Annotated in this window: 21 protein-coding genes and 1 pseudogene; 11 read left to right on the top strand and 11 right to left on the bottom strand. The window is 41.1% G+C overall.

Annotated features, from left to right (window positions below):
* From QE404_RS17405 to QE404_RS17390, 4 genes are all read left to right on the top strand, one after another.
* The gene (locus QE404_RS17405; RefSeq protein WP_307452641.1) at positions 1-267 is read left to right on the top strand and encodes a hypothetical protein; all 267 of its coding nucleotides are present in this window, start codon (positions 1-3) and stop codon (positions 265-267) included.
* A 377-nt stretch (positions 268-644) separates the two neighbouring features.
* Positions 645-1,565, top strand: coding sequence for a helix-turn-helix transcriptional regulator (locus QE404_RS17400; protein WP_307452639.1), 921 nt, complete (start codon positions 645-647; stop codon positions 1,563-1,565).
* A 164-nt stretch (positions 1,566-1,729) separates the two neighbouring features.
* Positions 1,730-2,248: an energy transducer TonB gene (locus QE404_RS17395; protein ID WP_307452636.1), complete on the top strand. Its 519-nt coding sequence runs from the start codon at positions 1,730-1,732 to the stop codon at positions 2,246-2,248.
* Positions 2,249-2,680 carry a nucleoside deaminase gene (locus QE404_RS17390; protein WP_307452634.1) on the top strand — a complete coding sequence of 144 codons (432 nt, stop codon included), beginning with the start codon at positions 2,249-2,251 and terminating at the stop codon, positions 2,678-2,680. It begins immediately after the preceding gene.
* On the opposite strand, the gene QE404_RS17385 is transcribed toward QE404_RS17390, so the two are convergent.
* On the bottom strand, positions 2,681-3,214 hold the full coding sequence (locus QE404_RS17385) for a GNAT family N-acetyltransferase (protein WP_307452632.1): 534 nt from the start codon (positions 3,212-3,214) through the stop codon (positions 2,681-2,683).
* A gap of 71 nt (positions 3,215-3,285) precedes the next feature.
* Positions 3,286-4,044, bottom strand: coding sequence for a type III pantothenate kinase (locus tag QE404_RS17380; RefSeq protein WP_307452631.1), 759 nt, complete (start codon positions 4,042-4,044; stop codon positions 3,286-3,288).
* A gap of 162 nt (positions 4,045-4,206) precedes the next feature.
* Here QE404_RS17380 and QE404_RS17375 point away from each other — a divergent pair, with 162 nt between their 5' ends.
* Positions 4,207-5,043: a M23 family metallopeptidase gene (locus tag QE404_RS17375; RefSeq protein ID WP_307452629.1), complete on the top strand. Its 837-nt coding sequence runs from the start codon at positions 4,207-4,209 to the stop codon at positions 5,041-5,043.
* Between the two features lie 59 nt (positions 5,044-5,102).
* Here QE404_RS17375 and QE404_RS17370 read toward each other — a convergent pair whose 3' ends face one another.
* The 3 genes from QE404_RS17370 to QE404_RS17360 form a co-directional block, all read right to left on the bottom strand.
* Positions 5,103-6,944 (bottom strand): M1 family metallopeptidase, encoded by a 1,842-nt coding sequence (locus QE404_RS17370; protein WP_307452627.1) that lies wholly within the window; start codon positions 6,942-6,944, stop codon positions 5,103-5,105.
* A 98-nt stretch (positions 6,945-7,042) separates the two neighbouring features.
* Positions 7,043-7,513, bottom strand: a complete 471-nt coding sequence (locus tag QE404_RS17365; RefSeq protein WP_307452625.1) for a DUF1572 domain-containing protein — start codon at positions 7,511-7,513, stop codon at positions 7,043-7,045.
* Positions 7,514-7,634: 121 nt separating this feature from the next.
* Positions 7,635-9,323 (bottom strand): DUF6909 family protein, encoded by a 1,689-nt coding sequence (locus QE404_RS17360; RefSeq protein WP_307452623.1) that lies wholly within the window; start codon positions 9,321-9,323, stop codon positions 7,635-7,637.
* A 367-nt stretch (positions 9,324-9,690) separates the two neighbouring features.
* Here QE404_RS17360 and QE404_RS17355 point away from each other — a divergent pair, with 367 nt between their 5' ends.
* The gene (locus QE404_RS17355) at positions 9,691-11,886 is read left to right on the top strand and encodes a glutamine synthetase III family protein (RefSeq protein ID WP_307452621.1); all 2,196 of its coding nucleotides are present in this window, start codon (positions 9,691-9,693) and stop codon (positions 11,884-11,886) included.
* Between the two features lie 338 nt (positions 11,887-12,224).
* Positions 12,225-12,941, top strand: coding sequence for a C40 family peptidase (locus tag QE404_RS17350; protein WP_307452619.1), 717 nt, complete (start codon positions 12,225-12,227; stop codon positions 12,939-12,941).
* A 126-nt stretch (positions 12,942-13,067) separates the two neighbouring features.
* Here the strand turns inward: QE404_RS17350 and QE404_RS17345 are convergent, their stop codons facing one another.
* From QE404_RS17345 to QE404_RS17320, 6 genes and pseudogenes are all read right to left on the bottom strand, one after another.
* On the bottom strand, positions 13,068-13,643 hold the full coding sequence (locus QE404_RS17345; protein WP_307452617.1) for a pentapeptide repeat-containing protein: 576 nt from the start codon (positions 13,641-13,643) through the stop codon (positions 13,068-13,070).
* A gap of 69 nt (positions 13,644-13,712) precedes the next feature.
* A pseudogene (rodA, locus tag QE404_RS17340) lies at positions 13,713-14,943 on the bottom strand (rod shape-determining protein RodA).
* Positions 14,940-16,979 carry a peptidoglycan D,D-transpeptidase FtsI family protein gene (locus QE404_RS17335; RefSeq protein WP_307452613.1) on the bottom strand — a complete coding sequence of 680 codons (2,040 nt, stop codon included), beginning with the start codon at positions 16,977-16,979 and terminating at the stop codon, positions 14,940-14,942. The pseudogene rodA and the gene QE404_RS17335 overlap by 4 nt, the downstream one beginning before the upstream one ends.
* Entirely contained in the window at positions 16,976-17,482 is a 507-nt protein-coding gene (locus tag QE404_RS17330; protein WP_307452612.1) for a rod shape-determining protein MreD, read from the bottom strand. The genes QE404_RS17335 and QE404_RS17330 overlap by 4 nt, the downstream gene beginning before the upstream one ends.
* Positions 17,475-18,329, bottom strand: a complete 855-nt coding sequence (gene mreC / locus QE404_RS17325; RefSeq protein ID WP_307452609.1) for a rod shape-determining protein MreC — start codon at positions 18,327-18,329, stop codon at positions 17,475-17,477. Before mreC ends, QE404_RS17330 begins: the two co-directional genes overlap by 8 nt.
* Before the next feature lie 27 nt (positions 18,330-18,356).
* Positions 18,357-19,382: a rod shape-determining protein gene (locus tag QE404_RS17320; RefSeq protein WP_027381028.1), complete on the bottom strand. Its 1,026-nt coding sequence runs from the start codon at positions 19,380-19,382 to the stop codon at positions 18,357-18,359.
* Between the two features lie 245 nt (positions 19,383-19,627).
* On the opposite strand from QE404_RS17320, the gene hemA reads away from it, so the two are divergent.
* From hemA to hemE, 4 genes are read left to right on the top strand one after another with little or no spacing between them, the layout of a single operon-like run.
* Positions 19,628-20,902 carry a glutamyl-tRNA reductase gene (hemA, locus tag QE404_RS17315; protein WP_307452607.1) on the top strand — a complete coding sequence of 425 codons (1,275 nt, stop codon included), beginning with the start codon at positions 19,628-19,630 and terminating at the stop codon, positions 20,900-20,902.
* Positions 20,889-21,797 carry a hydroxymethylbilane synthase gene (gene hemC, locus QE404_RS17310; protein WP_307452605.1) on the top strand — a complete coding sequence of 303 codons (909 nt, stop codon included), beginning with the start codon at positions 20,889-20,891 and terminating at the stop codon, positions 21,795-21,797. The genes hemA and hemC overlap by 14 nt, the downstream gene beginning before the upstream one ends.
* 57 nt (positions 21,798-21,854) lie before the next feature.
* Positions 21,855-22,526 (top strand): uroporphyrinogen-III synthase, encoded by a 672-nt coding sequence (locus tag QE404_RS17305; protein ID WP_307452604.1) that lies wholly within the window; start codon positions 21,855-21,857, stop codon positions 22,524-22,526.
* Positions 22,527-22,563: 37 nt separating this feature from the next.
* A complete protein-coding gene (hemE, locus tag QE404_RS17300) occupies positions 22,564-23,595 on the top strand; it encodes a uroporphyrinogen decarboxylase (protein WP_307452602.1) in 1,032 nt (343 codons plus the stop codon).
* Positions 23,596-23,659 lie beyond the last annotated feature (64 nt).

Below are 23,659 nucleotides of genomic sequence, written 5' to 3'. Positions count from 1 at the left end.
ATGGTAGATAAAAAAGTAAAACAAAAATTAGAACAATTTTTAAAAGAAAATGGTAGACAATATTATGATAATTCTATCGAGTATTTAGGTCTAAGAAAGCGTGGATCTGTAGATGGCACAGTAAAAAATTTTCATATAGTTTCCTACATGGTTTCAACTTCAAGTCAGCCTTATGATGGTGATAAATTATATTTTGCATGTTTTGCTGAGGACGATCTTCGACTAGTTGAAATAGTGGGACCACAATCTTCTGAAATATTTGATTAAGATTATAAATATTAGAACATAATAAAACCACAAACTGGTTTACTATAAAAGGTCTTCTAAAGTGAAATAAAAAAGTTAAAATAATAAATTCTTTAAAAAAATATTCGTATTACTATAATCCAATTAAAAAATTTTAAATTCAGCTTCCTCAATTTGATAAATATATAAAAATAACTCAGAAACCTCTGGACTTGTGAGTTATTTTTACAATCATTCAGAATCATACAAAACTCCATCACCAAAACTTATCCACAAAAATAAAACACGACACGTTTTGTCGCATTAAGCATATATATTTGTTTTATAAAATTAACCCATGAAGTATTCTTGTTTTGTTGAGAGACGGAGCAGGACCACTGCATCAAAAACAGACCGGAATGAAAAAAGACTTTTATTTGACACGATATGCTTTGATCATCAAGCGATTGGAGAATGCACCAGCCACTTACCTGCAGCTGGAAGATTACCTGCTGAATTCTTTTGAATTTCAGGATGCAGGCATAAAAAGTTATTCTATCCGTACGCTACAGCGTGACATCAGAGAGATTTCCGACCTGTTCAATCTTTCGATCCACAATAAAAAGAAAGGTGATAACCGGTACTATATTGAGAGTCGCCCCATTATGGAAGTGGATGAGTACAACCAGAAGCTGCTGGAATCCTTTCAGGTGAGCAATGCCCTGAACCTTCATCCGGATTTTTCTGACTTTATCTTTTTTGAAACCCGGAAACCTACCGGTGTAGAACATTTCTATGACCTGTTCTTTGCGATCCGGAACAAAAGAGTAGTAACGTTTGAACATTACAACTATAAGAATAAACTGATGACTTCCCGCAAGGTTCATCCGTTAGCTTTAAAAGAATCTAAAGACCGATGGTATCTCATCGCTATTGATACCAAGGATAAAATGCTGAAGTCTTTCGGCTTGGACCGGATTAATTACCTCGATGTACTGAAAAATAAGTTCCGGGAAAAATACAATTATAACTTCCGGGAACATTTTAAAAATGCTTTCGGGGTTATGAACCTTACCGAGCAGAAACCGCAAAGGATCCTCATCCGGTGCAGCAGGCATCAGGGCGAATACATCAAGAGCTTCCCGCTCCATCAATCGCAACAGGAAACCAAAGAAACCCCGGAATATCTGTTTTTCCAGTTTTTCCTTCATCCTACCTACGATTTCATGCAGGAAATTTTATCGTATGGTAAAGAAGTTACGGTTCTTGAACCGAAATGTTTAGTCGATGACATCCGCAACCACCTCCTGGAATCGCTGAATGGCTATTCCGAAAGCTGAAAAGATATCCCGGTTTGAATTTTTTTAAGTATATTTACTTTACAAAAATATCCCGCTTGAAATCTCTTTTTATAGTCTTGTTTTGTTGTGTAGCTTTCTGTTGTTTTTCTCAGCAGCAAGAAGAATTCAGGCGCGTCAAAGATTTCTATAATCATCACCGGGTAATGCTGAATACTGAATTCAGGAAAAAATTCGATGCAGAAACCGGTACCCTCAATAAAATAAGTATTAAAAGTGATTATCAGTTGTTCATGAGAAAAATGGACAGTATAGAGAACGTTGCTCTGATTGGTGCTTTGCTGAAAGTAAAAAACCTGGAGGATCTGGACAGGATTCAGAATAAAATCCCCAAACCCGAAAGTCACCTTAAAACATCTTCTTCAGCAGACCAGCCTGCGGATTATCCGGGAGGAATCAATGCATTACGGCAGGAAGTTGCCCATCTGTTTTATACAGGAGGAGTATATTCTGAAATAAAAACAGTCAAAGCTAATGTAGCCTTTATTGTTGAACGGGACGGGACGATCAGCAATGTTCATGCGCAGGGGGATAATTTTACATTTAACCGTCAGGCAGAGATTGCCCTGTATTCGCTATCTGAAAAGTTTATGCCCGGACACGTTAACGGCGATCCGGTACGCTTCCGGTTTCAGCTGCCTTTAACCATGAATATTGAAGACTGAATGTTCACCGACGAATATTATATGAAAATGGCTTTACATGAAGCCGAAACTGCACGGGAAAAGGATGAGGTACCGATAGGCTGCATTATTGTTTCCAATAATCGTGTGATTGCGAGATCCCATAACTTGACCGAAGCCCTGAACGATGTTACTGCCCATGCTGAAATGCAGGCCATTACGGCTGCTGCTAATTTCCTGGGTGGAAAATACCTGGTAAACTGCACGATGTATGTTACGCTGGAGCCCTGTGTAATGTGTTCGGGAGCGCTTTCCTGGGCGCAGATCTCCAAAGTGGTGATCGGGGCCAGGGATGAGCAACGCGGCTTCATCAACAAACACCTATCCCTTCATCCCAAGACAGAAATCGTTACCGGAGTCATGGAACACGAATGTTCCTCAATTGTAAAAGAATTTTTTAAATCGAAGCGTTGATTATCCTTCATTCTTGAAAATAGAATACATCGGGATATCATGATATTTACCGTCTTTCTTGAGATGCTGCTTTAATACAGCTTCAAGTTCCATCCCTATTTTCTGCATCACTTTACCTGAAGATGGATTATGAAGAAAATGAGTAGCATAGATTTTATTAAATCCCAGCTCATCAAACCCAAATTTAACCACAGCCTTTGCAGCTTCTGTAATATAGCCTTTATTCCAGAACGCTTTTGCCATCCAATATCCCAGCTCGGCTTTATCTGATCCTTCATCGTGGAGTCCTATTGCTCCGATGAACATGCCTTTTTTATCCCGAATTGCAAAAGTGAATCCTTTCTTCTGCTCAAATGCCTCTCTGGTAATTTTCAGCCATAATTCAGCATGTTCCCGCTTATATGGGTAAGGGATGTTAGAGGTATATTTGGAGAATTCCTCATCCTGCAGATGTTCAACAACCAATGGCAGATCACCTTCCTGTACCTCAGATAAAGTAAGTCGATCTGTTTCTATTCTGGGAAAATGCTGCATCTTTTTTGATTTGTAAAATAGGGTTTATTTTTAATGCTCATGAATAACCTGATGCATAACTTCGGCTGATTTTATACATCTTTCCCTAAAAAGTACAACCCTTTCAGGGTATGCAGCCGGTCCATGACATGGATCTTATCTGTAAGGGGCTTGTATATATGGGATACACCTCCTGTTGCCACGACAAAGCAATGGTCATTGACTTCATCATTAATACGGTCGATAAAACCCTCTACCATTCCCAGGAAGCCATAAACCATTCCGCTTTGCATGCAGGTTACCGTATCCAGTCCCAGAACAGACTTAGGTTTTTTCAATTCTATTTCCGGCAGCTGGGCGGTTTGGCTGATCAGGGAATTCAATGCCGTAACAATCCCGGGAGCGATAATTACGCCTAAAGTTTCCCCGTTTTCCGCGATACAGCTTGCCGTAAGGGCCGTTCCGAAATCCAGGATGATCTTTTTGCGGTCAGGATACAAATGATGTGCAGCCACCAGATTAGCATAAATATCGGTTCCCATCTGCTTGGATTTGGCCTGAACAGCGGAAGGAGTGTTCCTGTCCACAATCACAGGTACAATCCCATGGATCTTCCTGATCGCCGAGCTCATGACTTTGGTAAGCTGCGGTACCACTGAGCCTATGATCACTTTACTGACCTCCTTCGGATCCACTTTGTATGTCTGGTACAACATGAGCATCTGAACGTACAGTTCATCTGCCGTCCGGTAAGGTTTGGTGTTGATCACCCATGAAATATCACAGTTATCTCCGTTAAAAAGCCCGAAACGAATGTTGCTGTTGCCTATGTTGATTACAATTGAATTCATTGATTTTATTTCAATATTCTATTGACACTCCCGTATTTGCATACCGTTGAAAACGTCAATACCGTGTTAAAAACTATGCGCCGGTAAAAGTAATTAATTTCCAGAAAATGCCATTGCAGTTTAAGGAAAAATCATTTAGTTTAGCAAAAACGATTAGAGTTTATGATGAAAAAGCTTTTTTTAATGTTCCTGTTTGGACCTTTCTTTATTGCCTACTCCCAGAAACCCGCTAAAATGTATTTTGAGGTCCGGAAAGACTCGGTATTTTATTATGCAGACAATATTGAGACCTATCCGGTTTCCGTGGCCTTTACCGGCCAGCCGGAACTCGATAACCTACGTATGGCTGATCCTTTCAAAAGCGTTCAGGTCCTGCACCCGAATTCCGTAAAAAACAAAGTGGCGTCTTTTGTAGTCAATGACAGAAAAAAAGGCTGGAAATTAAAAAAGATGCCGGACTATTTTACACTGGCCGGAGATGCCACCATACACACCTACGATGCCGAATATGTATATGACCTTCCTTTCCGGAAAGGAAAATCGTTCAATATTTATCAGGGATATAACGGAACGTTCTCCCATCAGAATGAAAACTCCTTGGATTTTGTGATGCCTGAAGGGACGGAAATTACCGCAGCCAGGGAAGGTATTGTGATTGAAGCCGTACAGAACAATAATACCGGCTGCCCGAACATCAGCTGCGCCAATCAGGCCAATTACGTTTCCATCATGCATTCCGACGGAACTATTGCCCAATACTATCACCTGAAACAAAATGGTGTTAAAGTAAAAGCAGGAGATCCGGTAAAAAAAGGGGATCTGATCGCACTCAGCGGGAACACGGGTTGGACCAATGGCCCACACCTTCACTTCGTCTGCTTTCTCCCGGACCCTTCAAAACCGAAACAGAAAAATACTTTGAAAACGCTTTTCAGAACAGGTGACGGATCAAAATCCGAATACCTGTCAGAAAAGAAGACCTATGCCAAGCAGTACTAAATAAAAAATCCCTGGAGAAATTCTTCAGGGATTTTAATATATACCATTATAGAAGTATTTTAAGGCACTTCCACAAAATTATTCTCCATATTCACATCAGCAAGCCGCTGACTGAAATCAATTCCCAATACCGAAAGCTGATCTTTGCTGTAAGGAATCGTTAAGGTGTACTCCTTCTGTGTCCAGGGCCAGTAGGGCATTGTTTTAAAGTCTCCGTAAACATCTTTTTCTTTCCAGGTGTGAGTAAGATTTACCGGAATCTGGTAGCTCACCATCTTTCGGTCCTTTGTAATAATACTGAAGTCAACCGGCATAGGAACCTGTCCGTTATTGATCAGGGTAACGGTTGTCGATTTGGCATCATACTTTACATCCTTAATCCCGTAATCAATTGTCTTGGTGGTGTTGATCCAGTAGTTCTGGAACCATTTCAGGTCCATTCCTGAAACGTTCTGGGCAATATGTAGGAAATCCCGGTCGGAAGGATGTTTCATAGCCCACTGATCATAATATTGTTTTAAAGTTTCCGCTAAATTCTGCTCTCCCATGATGTATCCGAGCTCAACCAGATATAATTCTCCTTTGATATACGAGGCATAAGTATATGCTGTTCCGTTATCGTGGTGATCTCCCAGCCATGATGCCGGCTCTTCAATGCCTTTTTTAACAAAATTCCTGTAGGCATTTACTTTTTCGGCAAATGGGTTCGGAAGTGGCTCTTTAGGAGGAAACAGCTGATTCATTACATAGTCTTCTGCATAACTGGTAAAGCCTTCATCCATCCACGGTCGCACAGACTCATTGGTAGCAAGCATCTGCTGATACCAGGAATGTGAGCCTTCATGAGCCATCAGTCCCATCAAGCCTTCAATATCCTTAGCCTCCCCAAGGATCATGGTACACATACCATATTCCATTCCGCCGTCACCTCCCTGGATAAATGCATAAGAAGGATAAATATATTTTCCGAAGTGGGCATTCATCAGCTGATAATATTTTGTAATATAAGGCTGCGCCTGTTCCCATACTTTTGTTTTCTCATTATTCTGGTAGACCAGGAAGACTTTCGGCCCTTGTGGAACATCAAAACTTTTCACGATATAATCCCGGTCAGCCGCCCAGGCAAAGTCCAGAATATTTTTAGCCGTCCATTTCCATGTCGCTTTATTCTTTTCAGCCTTGATTTTTGCACCGGCATCATATCCTTTTACTTCAGAAGGATTTTCAAGGGTTCCCCCTGCTCCGATTACATAATCTTTATTGATCTTAATGTTGACGTCAAAATCCGAAAACGGGGCATGAAATTCTCTTCCGATATAATCGAATGTGGCCCAACCATCATAATCGTATTCCGCGATTTTCGGGTACCATTGCGTCATGGTCATATCAACACCTTCCCTGTTATTTCTTCCGCTTCTTCGGATCTGCTGTGGAATCACAGCATCCCAGTCCATGGTGAATGTGGTAGATGATTTTGGCTTAATAGGCTCCGCAAGGTAAACTTTCATGATGGTTTCCTGAACTTCAAACTTCAGGTCCTTGCCATTCTGTTTGATCCAGTGGATATTCTGAGCTCCTTCCTGGTCTTTCGGAATCGATGCCAGCCTTGAGATACCGTCTTTCTGCAATCTTGAATCTCCGTTTTTGCCCTGTCCGGCAACCCTTTGGTCCATCATGGAATTCGGTTTAAATGCATTCCAGTACAGATGGAAATAGACCACATTAAGTTCATCCGGAGAATTGTTAGTGTATTCCAGGGTCTGTTTGCCCTGATAGGTGAATTTTTCAGCATTCACATCAATATCCATTTTATATTTGACAGACTGCTGATAATAAGGTCCCTGCTGGGCCTGAAACTGAGCAATAATAAACGCAAAAAGGATTGCAACCGTCTTTTTCATTTAGAATTTTAATTTTTTCTAAAGATAAGTAATTAAAATAACACCCTTAAACAGGAAATCCTTATAGAACTTTAAATAATTGTCATTATACCTGCGTATCATGAACTATGTAATAAATTTCTAATCAGAGTTATCTGCCCTAAATGATAGTAGCAATGTTCGATCATTCCGTCGATATTCCTGAGATAAGTACCGTATTTTTCATCCACAAAGACTTCATTCATCTTAGCATCGGGCATCTGCTCCAGTAAAGCAGCGAATTTTTCAGCATCTTCCCAGAGTTTGGTTAAGAGACTATCCCATTGATCCTGAGATTCTATCGGAGAAAGATCGAAACTATACTGATCCCTGATTTCCAGATTTCCGCCTTCAAAAACATGAACCAGTCCTGCAATATAATAATCAATATGGAAGGTAAGCATTGCTATGGTATTTAGATGCCCTACTTTTGTCGTAGCCTGCTTCCAGGTCGTACCCGAAAGCTGATCCTTAAAATTCGTATTGGCAATCCATAAACCATCCAGCAGAACTTCTCTGAATCTTTTAGCAAGTTGTACAGCTGAACCCATTCTTTTTAATTTCTTTAAATATAATCAATATTGTTTATTGTATTTCAGGCATTGATGGTTCAAATAAAAAGCCTCAAACATAAAAACGTTTGAGGCTGTTATAATCAGTTTAAGCTGTCGCTTAAGCATTATTGATGGCTTTCCTGTTTCCATTGAGGATCTTATCAAGGATCCTTACGGTAATCAGGTACGTAGGTTTCACCCCGGTAAGCCCTAAACCGCCTGAAGATAGTGTACTTCCGGTTTCCAGCGGGTTATCCGAAGCATAATACGCATAGCAGACAAACAGATCCGGAGATATGTGATGCCTGATTTTTGACGCAACCTGAATGGCCTTCTGGTAGTGCGCTCCCTCCATTTCCAGCCCGATGGCTTTCCACGAGGTATTCATAAAGTAGGAAAGAATGTCACGGTTCTGTAAAGACGTTCCCAAAACGGTAATCATGGATCCCTCAAAAGCCTGCAGCTCGTCATCCTCAAAATCATCAAGGGATAATGCATTTTCAAAAGGGTAATTATCTGCCGTTCCTTCAAAGATATGCGAAGTAGGAATCATAATATCTCCTTTTCCGCCTGCAAGAATTCCTGCTTTTCCCATAATGGAGACAGATTTCACCTTCATCATATAGATTTCACCTTTATGGTCAAACGGTCTCAGCAATTCATCCATTACTTCAAAAGCCTGCTCTCCGAAAGCATAATCAAAGACCAGCACTACATCGTCACCGCCAAATTTACTATTATTGAACGGCGTATTCTTCAAATCGGTTTTGCTTAGGTCTATGATCTGTACATCGATATTGCTTCCGCTTTTATCATCGATATAAATCATTCCTTCGTCTAGTGCATACTTTGATACTTTATCGCGAAGCTCCTTTTTATTGGATATATCTTCATATAGCTTATAGTCTATATCACCATGATGCTTTTTCTTCAGGGCATTGTTGGCATAGAGCACATTCTTCACAGAATGCATATTAGCGGAAATTATATGAAGAGGGCGCATATGAAGATCATTTTCAAACAGCATTTCCTTTACCTTATTCGCCCACTTCTCTCCGAAGTAGTGGTGCCCCACCCTTTCTCTCAGGATAGAACTGAAATGGATTTCCCGCTCACGTGTCTGCTTGGCATCCTCAAGGCTTACTTTTCCAAGGTTATAGATGATTTTGAATAAACGGTCCGGATTATCATCATCCCCGAATGTATTGTATGCTCTCAGGGTTTCATCAAATGTTCTTCCTATTAATGAGGAAAGATGGATCAACGCGACTTCTTTTTCCTTCCTGCTGAATTTCTTTTCGCCTTTTACCACCTCTTCAATAATTTTAAAAGCACGGGTCGGCTTCCAGTTTTCTTCCTGGATGAATGCCAGATTCCTGATCTTATCAGCCTCTATAAATAAAAAGGTAAGGTGGGTAAGGATATCATAGATTTCGGAGCGTCCAAGCAGCACTTCAATATTCATCTGATGCTCATCTATTCTGTAGCAGTTTCTCCTTCTTTTTTTAGGGACAATAGGCTCAAAGCTCCCTTTGTCAAAGCCTTCATCTGAAGTAAGGTGAATAAATGCGCACTCCTCAATGCCTTCCGGAAGCCTGTCCAGCACATACATCAATCCGTTCAGCTCCAGCTTGCTGGCGATGTTCATGCTTCCGTAAATTTCCGGATTAATGATTTTCAACAAATTTCTGATGGTTTCCCCCGACACACCGGCAGGTTTAAAAAAACCTCTATAAAAGAGGTGTCTCATAGAAATATACAAACGTTCAATTGCTTCCGTTGTTTCTCTCGCTCTGGAATTTGTCATACTGTAAATTTCACGCAAATATACAAAATCTCCGCCTAACTTATTTTAAGTATCTTTTAATAAGCTGTTTAACATAATCATTAAATACAGATTTCATTTACGAAAATGTAATATAACAGATACCACATTTGTAAAACATAAGCTGTAATATTACCAGATCATTATATTACAGCTTATCATATATATTAAGTCTTTTTTATATCATAATATAGCTGAAAAGATGTGATATCCGAACTCCCCCCATTAATACCCCCAATATAAAAGCTTAAAATTTCATAAAATTATCAGTATACCCCTTATTTTTTGGGGCTGAAAAATTTTCAATCCATTTTTTTCGTAAATTTGCCCCATAAAAAATCAAACTCATATGTCAACTTTACGATTCAAAGCGTTAGAAACCTTACCTTTTAAAGACTTCAGAAGAGATAATTCTGTTGAGGTACCTGCCAAATTATCAGAGTTATTCTGCCAGAATGTGTTCTCGGAAGAAACCATGAGAGAATACCTGACAAAAGAAGCATTTACTTCAATCATGGATGCCATTAAAAAAGGCACAAAAATCCAGAGGCATATTGCTGACCAGGTAGCAGTAGCGATGAAAGACTGGGCCATGAGCAAAGGAGTGACCCATTATACGCACTGGTTTCAGCCTTTAACGGGAAGTACGGCAGAAAAGCATGATTCATTCTTCAGTCCTATTGAAGGGGGAAGAGCTATTGAAAGATTCAGCGGAGGCATGCTGATCCAGCAGGAGCCGGATGCATCTTCTTTCCCTAACGGAGGTATCAGAAATACCTTTGAGGCAAGAGGATATACAGCCTGGGATCCTACTTCCCCAGCATTCATCATGGGAACCACCCTTTGTATTCCTTCTATTTTCATCTCTTACACAGGAGAAACCCTGGATTATAAGGCGCCTCTTTTAAGAGCCCTAAATGCAGTAGATGAAGCGGCAACGGAAGTAATGCAGTATTTTGACAAAAATGTAACAAAAGTAACACCTACATTAGGCTGGGAGCAGGAATATTTCCTTGTTGATTCTGCCTTATATCAGTCACGTCCGGATCTTGTTCTTACAGGGAAAACCCTTTTAGGCCACTCTCCGGCCAAAGGACAGCAGCTGGATGACCATTACTTCGGATCTATTCCTACGAGAGTAATGAATTTCATGATGGAACTCGAAGTGGAATGTATGAAACTGGGAATTCCGGTAACAACAAGACACAACGAAGTAGCGCCTAACCAGTTTGAGCTGGCCCCGATGTTTGAGGAGGTGAACGTTGCGGTAGACCACAATTCTTTATTGATGGATATCATGGCTAGAATTGCACACAGACATCATTTCCATATCCTATTCCATGAAAAACCTTTTGCAGGAGTAAACGGAAGCGGAAAACATAACAACTGGTCTCTGGCTACCGATACGGGAGAAAACCTTTTAAGCCCGGGAAAAAACCCTAAAAAGAACCTGCAGTTCCTTACTTTCTTTGTAAATACAATTAAAGCAGTATACGAATATGCAGACCTTTTAAGAGCAAGTATCGCCTCTGCGAGCAACGATCACAGATTAGGTGCCAACGAAGCTCCACCGGCAATTATTTCCGTATTTATCGGAAGCCAGCTATTCAGAGTTCTTGAAGAACTTGAAAAGGTAAAAAGCGGAAAACTGTCCCCTGAAGAGAAAACAGACCTTAAACTGAATGTTGTAGGAAAAATCCCTGAAATCCTTCTGGATAATACAGACCGAAACAGGACATCGCCATTTGCATTCACGGGGAACAAATTTGAAATCAGAGCCGTAGGATCTTCTGCCAACTGCGCGGAATCCATGACGGTAATGAATACAATTGCCGCAAAACAGCTTACCGAGTTCAAAAAAGAAGTAGATGCATTAATTGAAAGCGGACTGAAAAAAGATGAAGCGATCTTCAATGTGTTAAGAGAATACATCAAACAGTGTAAAAACATTATGTTTGAAGGAGATGGGTATTCTGACGAATGGGCGGAAGAAGCTGAAAAGAGAGGGCTTAATAACCTTAAAACCACTCCGGAGGCCCTTAAAAAAGAAATGGACCAGAAATTCCTTGACCTGTATGAAGAAATAGGAGTATTTACGCACAGGGAAGTAGAAGCGAGAAACGAAATCAAATTAGAAAAATATTCAACGGTTATTGATATTGAAGCCAGAGTGTTGAGCGATATCGCCAGAAACCACATCATACCATCTGCACTGAATTACCAGAACAGGCTGATTGAAAATGTAAAAGGATTGAAGGACATTTTCGGAGATTCTGAATTCAAGCCATTGGCAAAAGAACAGATGAGTTTAATCACCAGCATTTCAGAAAATGTAGCGACCATCAAACTAGGGGTTGAAGACCTTATTAAGGCCAGAGAAGCTGCAAAAGCAATATCTGACAGCCAGGCTCAGGCTGAAGCTTACTGCAACCAGGTGAAGCCTTTATTCGATGTAATCCGTGAAGCTTCAGATGCGCTGGAAATGATGGTAGATGATGAGCTTTGGCCAATGACCAAGTATAGAGAAATGTTATTTACAAGATAACGTTTGTAAAGTTCCATATTAGTTAGCTCTCCGGAAAGTCCGGAGAGTTTTTTGTTTTATAAAAAGTGAATAAAAAAAGAGCGTTAATGATATAAAATCCTGTTGATAAAGATCCCGTATTAATTTTGTTAAAGAATCTTAATAAAAAAAACCGCATATAAGCTAAAAATAGCCTAAAGCGGTTTATTTTTCTTTAACATACTTATACAATATGTTAAAATGTGTTAAAAACAAAGTGCAAAAATACTCATATTAAAGTCCTTCTATAAGGAATACATATTTTTGTGTTGCATTTGAAAATAAATATTCCTTTTTCTAACACGGATAATCAAATATATATGAAGAAAAGAGTTTTGTTTTACTTAGTCGCTTTTGTTTCTACCGTTTCATTACAATCTTGTGTAACTAATTATGTAGTATCAAAACCAGCAACTTACAATAAAGAATACAAAACAGATGCCAAACTTGTCTCTATTGATACTAAGAAAATGGAGCTTGACAAGCAGAGACTCATTGATTCTTTTCTTGCAGAGAAGGCAGCTACTATAGCCAATGCTAAAAATTCCATCAAAAATTCTGAAATTGCCAAAGCAATCAAGCACAATAAAACAATCGACGGTATCCTTTCTGAGGCTGCGACCTATATAGGAACTCCCTACAGATATGGAGGGATGACCAGAAACGGGATCGACTGCTCTGCATTTGTACTTTCCGTATTCGGTGCCGCTGCAGGGTTGAGCTTACCAAGAGTTGCTGCTTCCCAGGCTGAAGAAGGAGAGAAAATTGAAAAAGAGAACCTTCAAAAAGGTGACCTTATTTTCTTTTCGCACGGCAGGAGAATCTCTCACGTAGGAATCGTAGAAAGTGTAGATGAAAATGGTGAAGTGAAGTTTATTCATGCTGCTACATCAAAGGGAGTCATGATTTCGTCGCTGAATGATTCGTATTGGGGTCCAAAATACAGATTCGGGAAAAGAATCATCAATGAAAACGGAGAGGCTTACAATGCTAACCTGGCGGCAACAACGCCAACCTCTAACCGTACTAACTTTTAATAACAGATTACTGATTTACATATAAAACCATCACGATCGTGATGGTTTTTCTTTTGATTAAATTACTTATAACGTTGGGATCATTTTTAACCCAACAAGATATAATACCTGACCCTGAACACTACCCTAGTTATTACGGTCAATTTCAATATCCAGAGTATCCAGCAGACCAGATATGCCGGAAAGCGAAAATCTGGCTTTTTTAAGCCTGTTTACCGCCGGATTTATGGAGTAATTCACAGCGGTCCTGAAATCGGCCTTTTCAAGGTTAGTATGGTCGAAAACCGCACCGGAAAGATCACACCCGGCAAATACTGCTCCACCCAGATTACAGTCTGAAAAATCAGCCTCCATAAGGACAGAATCTCTAAATACAGTATTCTTTAAAGATGTTTTATAAAAAACGGCATTATGAAGCAGGCAGGAATTAAAAGCCACTGATAAGGCAAACTGATTGCACTGATCAAAATGAAGCCCGAGCATCTTACATTCATTGAAAACAACATCACTGAAAACGGTCCCGGAAAGATTGGCAAGGCTTATATTGCAAAGTATGAACTGACAGTTATTAAAACGGAATCCTGAAAGGTCCGCATATTCAAAATTTACCTGCCGGAAAATGCAATAATCATATTCACCTTTCTGCAATTCTATTGCACCCGTATTTTTAAATTCCTGATCTGAAAAGTAGGATTCTTTCATGGTAAATAGGGAATTATGGTTTTTACAATCGGGAATAGCACCTAAACTACATAGTTTTACAGGCTACGTTTAAACCAGACTGTTTTTATCTGAGTAGTTCAGTTTAAAGAAGATGAATGTCATCATCGAGAAGGCAAGCAGCGAGCTTCCTCCGTAGCTGAAATAAGGGAGCGGAATACCAACCGTAGGAAAAAGCCCCATAACCATGCCTAAATTAATGGAAAAGTGCATCAGCAGTATGGAAGCAAAGCAATATCCGAAAACGCGGTTAAATGAGGATTTCTGATTCTCTGCGAGGTAATAGATTCTTCCGATATATACCATATAACAAAGAACCAGTACAGCACTCCCTATAAAGCCCCATTCTTCCCCTACCGTACAGAAAATATAATCGGTTTCCTGTTCAGGAACAAACTTTCCCTGGGTAACGGAACCCTCACGGTATCCTTTACCCCAAAGACCTCCGGAACCGATTGCCGTTTTCGAATACAGGAGGTTGTATCCTGAAGTATCCCGAAATGCTTTTTCCCCTTTGTACAAGACCTCAATCCTTTCCCTCTGATGCTTCGGCAGCTTCTCCAGAATATATGGAGAGCCAAATGCCAGTCCGCATAAGATCAGAACTGAAGCGGCAATCCCGGAAATCGAAATGACGTTCCATGACATTTTATAATAATTCATCGCAATCCAGCCTCCTATTACTGCGACGATAGCAATCGCTACGTACAATGGCGGTACTGCCAGAGAGATGAGAAAGACAAAGGCGAAAAGGAATCCGATTCCGAATAATAAGCCATTCAGCCCCTCCCGATATAACGCAATGAAAAAAGCAATGAATACCAGCATTGATCCCACATCCGGAATGGCCAGTACCACAACTGCCGGAATTCCAATGATGGCCAGTGAAGTTAAAAGTGATTTTCTATTGCTGAGGTTAAATTCAGGTCCGGATACGTAATTGGAAAGCATAAGCGCTGTTCCTATCTTGGCAAATTCTACCGGCTGCATGGTAAAGCTGCCGAATTTATACCAGTTCTTCTGCCCAAGAATCTCTTTCCCGAAAGGAAAAAGCCCAATCAGGAGGAGTACTCCTCCAATATAGATGATCCCGGACATATTTTCGAAGAACTTGCTTCTCCCGACAAAAATTTACGATGCCTACAAATATTGATATACAGAAAAAAACAAGCTGTTTTTCTCCCAGTTTCTGGTCGACACTGTAAATGTTGGCAATAGCGAATATGCACAGCAGGAAATACAGCCCGAGCCCCAATTTATCTATTCCTTCCATCCATTTCATCGTTGCGCCGGTTTTGTGTTTTTAATATTTTTGGTTTCGTCGGTAATCGCTTTCTGCAACTTGGCTTTCTGTTCTTTAATATAATTCAGGCTGTCCTGAATCTTTTTTTGCTTTACAGAATCCAGTTTTGGCTCTACATACAGGCCTTTGCGCTTAAGGTCAGAAATCCACTGCCGCTTATATTCCGGCATAAAGCTGGACGTTACCATCTTTTTGTACAGGTGCTCTCTTTTCAGGTCTCCTGTAATATATTTTTCTGCAATTACTGTACAAGCTGGTCCTGCCCATGTCGCACCAAAGCCTGCGTGTTCCATTACCGCGGCAACTACAATTTTAGGTTTGTCGGCAGGAGCGATCAGTACAAAGATCGAATTATCCTTTCCCTGTGGCACCTGTGCAGTTCCCGTTTTGGCCAGCTGGGTAAAATCATTGGATTTCAACCCGTGTGCCGTTCCCCGCAGTACTACGGCTTCCATTCCTTTTAGTACAGGATCGAAATGTTTAGGATCAACCAGCGTTCTATGTTTTTTGGTAAATCTCGGATCAGGATTTTTTTTCCCGTCAATGGCTTTTACAATATGAGGGGTATAATACCATCCTTTGTTGGCAATGGCTGACACATAGTTGGCCAGTTGAAGCGGCGTTACGAGCACATCACCCTGCCCCATTCCGTTAAAAACCGCACCGGTAGCCAACGGATCCCAGTTTTTATAATCTTTTTTTGAACCGCTTGCCTTGAGGATGGATTGCATTCTTTTTTCATAGAACTCACCGGAAGGAATTCTCCCTCTGGCTCCTACTGCGAGATCATTATTCAGAAATTCTCCTACTCCAAAACTGTTCAGGATACTTTTCCATTCATCTACCCCTTTGGATGGATTGCCTGGATATTTATTCAGGATGGCCAGATAAGCATAAGAAAAATAACAGTTGCTGGATACCTGGATGGAAGGGATCAGAGGCTCTGCACCACCATGGCCTTTAATTCTCAGCCCTCTGTAACTGAAACCTCCGCCACAGGGGAATATTGTATTTTCATCCATAACTCCCATTTGCATGGCTGCAAGTGCTGTAAGAAGCTTAAACGTCGATCCTGGAGGATAGGCAGCCTGTAATGAACGGTCAAATGTAGGCTTGTTTTCGTACAGGGTATCTTTTGAAAGAGCGTAAAGATTTTTAGACTTGTTAGGCCCTGTAAATAAGTTCGGGTCAATATCCGGTCCCGTAGCGAGGGTCAGGATTTCGCCCGTATTCGGATCAATGGCTACAATGGCTCCATGCTTATTGACCAGCATCTCTTCAGCCATACGCTGAAGATCGTAATCGATCGTAAGTGTAATATCTTTTCCCGTAACGACATCTTTATCCAGAGTCCCATTTTTATAAGACCCGATATTTCTGAGGCGGATATCTTTCTGGATGTATTTCATGCCTTTGATTCCGCGAAGTTGTTTTTCGTAGGATTTTTCGATCCCTGTTTTACCGATAAAATCTCCGGGAAGGTAATAGGTTGAATCTTTTTTAATATCCCGCTCATTTACCTCACTTGTATAGCCCAGAAGGTTCCCGGAAGTTGAAACTTCATACTGGCGCTGGGGCCTGGAAACGATGCTGAAGGCCGGATATTTAAAAATAATTTCCTGCACTCTGGCAATATCTTCCCTGCTGAGGTCCTTTATAAAAGGCATCGGGGTCAGTTTGGAATAATATTTTTCTTTTTTGATGGTGTTGATCCTGTTGATGAAATCAGTTTTACTGATCTTCATGAGGTTACAGAAGGCCACGGTATCAAAATCAGGCTTCATCAGAGCCTGGGTAAAAGAAATTTCATAGGCAGGCTGGTTACCTACCATAATCTTTCCATTCCTGTCAAAGATTACACCTCTTTGCGGAATAATGTATTCAATTTTAATGGATGTATTGGCAGCATTCAGCGCATAGCGGTCTGTAAAAAGCTGCAAATAGGCAAGCCTTGCTATAAATATAAGAGCAATAACGAGAAGGGCGGAAAAAATTTTCAAATACCGTGTATTCACACTTTCTGCTTGACTTTAAATATTAATGCATATATAACAATAAACACAAATGAAATCCCACTCGTGATCACAACATTGAATAATATTTCAAAAAAACGGCTCAGCTTAAAGAACTCGATATATTGTACCAGAAGCTGATGTAAAAATATGCTTGAAAATAAAAACAGCAAAAATTGCGCCCACAGAAGGGACTGAAAAGAAAAGAAATCGGTTGAAGTATCGGTAGAAGTCCTGAAAATCAAAGTTCTAAAGTAAGCAATCAGTGTGGTAGCGAAAGCATTGATCCCCCATGAATAAAGGAAAGCATCTATACTGAGTCCTATAAGGAAACTCAGGGCCAGAAATTGGAATTTATTCCTGAAGAAAGGATAGAACATAACGAATACAGGGTATACCACTGGGGTATACTTCCCGAAGAGCGTAATCCTGTTCAGCACAAAAATCTGTAGTGCCACAAGAAAAGCCATGATTAAAATATCCGTAAATAATGTCCTGCTAATCATTTTCTTTCTTTATTACCGCCTGCATGGTATCCTGAATTTTCTGCACCTCTGCCTTTTTCAGGTTTTTAACAATATATACTTTGCTCAGAGCCCCCATTTTTTCACTCAGTTCCACTGAAATGTCCCAGAATCCGGTTTTATTGTCTACTGAGTACCCGGCTACGGTACCAATCATTACACCTTTAGGAAAAACAGCTGATTTCCCGTCAGTAACTATAGAATCTCCGACTTTTACCGCCACATATTTCGGAATATCGGCAAGATGCATGACACGGGAATTATCTCCGTTCCATGTTAACGTCCCGAAATACCCTGAGTTTTTCAGAGCAGCATTGATCCTGATCTTATTGACGCTTAGAACGGATTGGGCCAGGGAATAACTATCGGTGGAATTGATAATGATCCCGGCAATTCCTTTAGGGGCAATGACCCCCATCTGCGGAAACACGCCATCCCTTTTTCCCCGGTTAATGGTAAAGTAATTATTTCTCCTGTTGATGCTGTTGAAAACGATTTCTCCATCAACAAAAGTATAGATCTGCCCTCCTCCCAATGTATCATGAACTTTCCTGAATACCGGGTTTTTGGCCCCTTCTTTCCCATAAAGCTGGGTCATCAGTGCCTTATTCTGCTTGACAAGATCTTCATTGATCTGTTTCAGCTTCAGATAGGAAACCCCTTCATCAATATATCCGGATACCCAGGAGTTGAATGCCGCCGTTTGCCCTGCAATCCAGGATTGCTGCATGGCGTTTTTAGAGAATATCAGAACCAGAGCAATAATCTGCAGAAATATAAAGAAGACAAAAAGAGCATTCTTCGAAAATAATCTCAGCAAAAATCCCATTCCGATAAAGAGTCGTAAAAGTTAAAATTATTTGATCAGGAAGTTGAATTTATCCATATTCTTAAGCGCAATCCCTGTTCCGCGCACCACTGCTCTCAACGGATCTTCCGCTACGAAAACAGGAAGGCCTGTCTTCTTGTGCAGCCTGTCTGCCAGGCCTCTCAGCAAAGCTCCTCCACCAGCAAGGTAAATACCTGTTTTGTAAATATCAGCGGCAAGTTCAGGCGGCGTAAGGGACAGTGTTTCCATAACGGCATCCTCAATCCTGATGATGGATTTGTCAAGGGCACGGGCAATTTCCTTATACCCAACCATAATTTCTTTTGGTTTTCCTGTAATAAGGTCTCTACCCTGTACCGGGATATCTTCAATATCCACATCCAGATCCTCAACGGCGGAACCAACTTCAATTTTGATCCTTTCCGCTGTTCTTTCCCCGATATACAGGTTGTGGTGTGTTCTCAGATAATAGGCAATATCGTTGGTAAATACGTCTCCGGCGATCTTTACAGACTTATCACAGACAATACCTCCCAAAGCCACAACGGCAATTTCAGTAGTACCTCCGCCTATGTCGATAATCATATTTCCTTCCGGTTTCTGAACGTCTATACCAACCCCGATCGCAGCAGCCATTGGCTCATAGATCAAACGGACCTCTTTGGCATTTACCTTCTGTGCAGAATCCCTTACCGCTCTTTTTTCCACTTCAGTAATTCCCGAAGGAATACAGATCACGATCCTAAGGGCGGGTTGGATAAATTTGCCTTTGATCCCGGGAATTTTTTTGATGAACTCCTTAATCATGTGCTCAGAAGCATGGAAATCAGCGATTACCCCGTCTTTCAGCGGGCGGATCGTCTTGATATCCTCATGAGTTTTCCCCTGCATGTGCTTTGCTTGCTCCCCCACTGCAATAGGCCTTCCGGTAGAACGTTCAATGGCTACAATGGACGGCTGATCTATAACAATTTTATTATTATGGATGATGAGGGTATTGGCAGTCCCCAGGTCTATCGCAATTTCTTGCGTAAACATATCGAATAAACTCATATTTTCCTTCTGATTTTTAAGAATTACAAAGATATAAATTTAAGACAAGCCATAAAATTATATGCAAGAGTAATTTGGTTAAAATTTTATTAAATTTTGGCTAATTTTTTATGCAATATTTCAATAGAATTATTCCTTGATCTAAGCAGAATACGATGAACACTGAATTTATAGTTTTTCACGATAATTATCATACACAGTTTCAGAATGGTGTTTATTAAAAAAACCGTAAATTTGCCCTGCTTATGTTACAGTATTCCAACATCCATCAAACTGCTAATTTTGCCGTGCTTTCTATAAGCTATGAAAAGGCTGATGTAGAAACGCGTGGTAAATTTGCTTTTTTTGATGAAAATATTAAAAGTTTCGTCAACCGTATTCACGATGAAAATTTAGGAGATGCTTTTGTAGTATCTACCTGTAACAGAACCGAAATTTACACCACTACTCCCAATTACCTTCTGGTAGCGGAAGAATACTGCAAGACCATCGGGGTTAATATCACGGATTTCCTTCAGTTTGCGAATATCCTGACTAAAGAGGAGGCCCTCATTCACCTTTTCAGGGTGGCCGCGGGACTGGAAAGCCAGATCATCGGGGATTTTGAAATCATAGGCCAGATAAAAAAGGCATACAACCGGTTTAAAAAAGAACGCCAAAACTCCAACCCTTACCTGGAGCGCGCTATCAATGCTGCCATCCAGATTTCTAAAAGGATCAAGAATGAAACGGGAATTTCTAACGGAGCTGCATCTGTATCCTATGCCGCCGTCCACTATATCCTGAACAGCCAGAAGAGAATCACGGAAAAAAACATCCTGCTTCTTGGTGTAGGGGAAATCGGGCAGAATACTGTAGAAAACCTGGTTAAGCATGTCTACCAGCCAAAAATAAAAATTGCCAACAGAACGCAGGAAAAAGCGGAAAAGATTTCTCAAAAATACAATATCCCGCATATTGATTACGGAGATTTTGACAAGGAGCTTAAAAACACGGATATCCTCATTGTGGCTACCGGTGCTAAGCATCCTATCGTTAACCAATCGCATTTCCCGAACGGAAAGGAAACGCTGGTTATCGATCTTTCCATCCCTCATAATGTGGAAAAGGAGGTCACTCAGAATAAGAACGTCACCCTGATTGATGTGGATGAACTTTCCAAGCAGATCCAGGAAACCATCCAGCAGAGGGAAAAGGAAATCCCAAAAGCCGAAAAAATCATCAAGGAACTGATGAAGGATTTTCTTGAATGGGAAAAGAAGAGAAAGCTGGCCCCCAACATCCACCATTTCAAAGCGGTCCTGAAAAACATGGAGCGCAATGAAATGCACAATTTCTACCGGAAAAACAAATACATCAACATCACGGATATGGAACTTTCTGATAAAATGATCCAGAAAATTACCAACCGTTTTGCAAAATACATCATTGACAATCCTCTCAAAGCGGAAGAAATCAGTAAATTAATGCACGAAATATTAGTTGAACAACCCAACAACGAATTCCATGAAAAGCATTAGAATAGGCACCAGAAATTCTGCACTGGCCCTTTGGCAGGCAAGAGAAGTGGCGAGGCACCTTCAGAACAGCAATTATTTGACTGAGATTGTCCCGATTGTTTCTTCCGGAGACAAAAACCTCAACCAGCCATTGTATGCCTTGGGGATCACCGGAGTTTTCACCCGCGACCTGGATGTAGCACTGCTGAACGATGAAATAGATATTGCCGTACACTCACTGAAAGATGTTCCAACGCAACTCCCTAACAACATTGAATTGGTAGCGCACCTGGAAAGGGATTTTCCACAGGATGTCCTGATTCGTAAAGAATCTTCCAGAAATAAAGACTTCCATGAGCTTAAACTGGCCACCAGCAGCCTCAGGAGAAGGGCATTCTGGCTGAGGAATTATCCGGGAGCGGCATTTTCAGATATCCGGGGCAATATCCAGACCCGTTTACAGAAGCTGGAAGATCAGGATTTCGATGCTACCATCCTTTCTCTTGCAGGTATCAAAAGGATGAAGATGGACATTGATTACGAAATGCTTCCGCTCATGATTCCCGCCCCTTCACAAGGCGTAATTACTATTGCAGGACACTCTGAAAAGAAAGAGATCAATGAGATTGTAAAGACAATCAACCATCATCCTACACAGATCTGTGTGGAAATCGAAAGAAATTTCCTGAGTACTCTGGAAGGAGGCTGTACGGCACCCATCGGAGCATTCGCAGAAATCCTCGGCGACCAGATCCGTTTTAAGGCCGCTCTTTGCTCACTGGATGGCAAAAACTATATTGCCACTGACGAAAGCTTTGAGTATAATAACACGGAAAACTTCGGAGAGAAGTTTGCCAATATCGTCCTTGAAAACGGAGGCAAAGAACTTATGGCTGAAATCAAGGATCATATTTAAACCCGGTCCGGATTCAAAATTCCAGTTAACGATATTGCTGACCCTTAACCTTAACGCATGAGGATCTTACTGACTAAAAATACTGACCTTGATATTGTATCCAAAGAATTGGGAGCAGATATTGAGGTGGAATGTATTGAAGTGATTAAGACCCATCCCGTATCGATTCCGTCATTCGACCTGAAAAACCATTCCCTGATTTTCACCAGTGCAAGTGGCGTAAACGCTTTCTTTATCAACGGCTTTAAGCCGAATGAGGATTTTACATCCAAAAGCTACAACAGGATTTACTGTGTAGGCGAAAAAACAAAGAAAGCTCTGAGGAAGCATGGCTTCGGGACATTTAAGGTCCTGAAAAATGCCGAAGCCCTCTCCCGTTTCATTATCAGTTGCTGCCAGCATGAAAAGTTCCTGCATTTCTGCGGAAACCTGGCTCTGGATGTCCTTGATGACAGCCTTCCCCTTCAGAATATCAAATACAAAAAGGTAATTATTTATCATACCGAAGAACTTAACCCTGTGATTAGTGAAAAATATCATGCTGCCGTTTTTTTTAGTCCGAGTGGAGTTCGTAGTTTTGCAAAGCACAACTCTTTGGATGGCGTGATGTTGTTCTCTATCGGAGAAACCACTTCCCGGGAATTGAGGAAACTGACTTCAGAACCTGTTTTTACGGCTCAGGGCAACACTCTTGTTTCCGTTCTGGAACTGATTAAGAATCACATCTGAAAGTTGGGTACCTTTAAGACTATAGCAAAGATCAATTATGATTAAAAACGATTTATATTTAAAAGCGCTTCGCGGGGAAACCGTGGAAAGGCCTCCTGTATGGATGATGAGGCAGGCCGGAAGGTATTTGCCGGAATTCATCGCTTTGCGCGATCAGTATGACTTTTTCACCCGGTGCCAGACTCCGGAGCTGGCTGCGGAAATCACCGTTCAGCCTATCCGCAGGTTTCCTTTGGATGCCGCCATCCTGTTCTCGGATATCCTGGTGGTTCCCCAGGCAATGGGCATTGACTTCAAAATGAAAGAATCTGTAGGTCCGTGGCTGGAAGATCCGATCCGTACCGCAGAACAGGTTCGTAATATTGAAGTTCCTGATGTAAATGATACATTAGGGTACGTTTTTGATGCAATTGAACTTACGCTTCGCAAACTGGACAATGAAATCCCATTGATTGGTTTTGCCGGCTCCCCTTGGACCATCTTATGCTATTGCGTGGAAGGAAAAGGAAGTAAGGCATTTGACATTGCCAAATCATTCTGCTTCCAGCAGCCTGAAGCTGCCCACCTGTTACTCCAGAAAATCACGGATACTACGATTGCTTACCTGAAAAGGAAAGTAGAGAAAGGCGTTTCCGCAGTACAGGTGTTCGATTCATGGGGCGGCATGCTTTCCCCGGCAGATTATCAGGAATTTTCATGGCAGTATATCAACCAGATCGTTGAAGCCCTGAGCCCGCTTACCCATGTGGTGGTCTTCGGGAAAGGATGCTGGTTTGCACTGGAGGATATGACACAATCCAAAGCTTCAGCCTTGGGAGTAGACTGGACAATCACGCCGGAAAATGCCAGGAAGCTGACGAATAACTCAATCACTCTTCAGGGGAACTTTGATCCTGCAAGGCTGCACTCAAGCCCTGAGACCATCAGGAAAATGGTTCATGAAATGATCAGCCGTTTCGGAAAAGACCGTTACATCGCCAACTTAGGGCATGGAATCTTACCGAATATCCCTGTTGAAAATGCGGAAGCATTTATCAGGGCAGTGGTAGAGTGGAAACCGAATGTATAATACCACACAGATTAAGATAATAAGAAGCCCTTTCATTAGTAGTAAAAGGGCTTCTATATAATAA

Origin of the sequence: Chryseobacterium camelliae, from assembly GCF_030818575.1 — a bacterium.
Taxonomy (GTDB): domain Bacteria; phylum Bacteroidota; class Bacteroidia; order Flavobacteriales; family Weeksellaceae; genus Chryseobacterium; species Chryseobacterium camelliae_A.
Note: the sequence above shows the minus strand (reverse complement) of the source record. Positions and strands in the feature narration are given on the sequence as shown.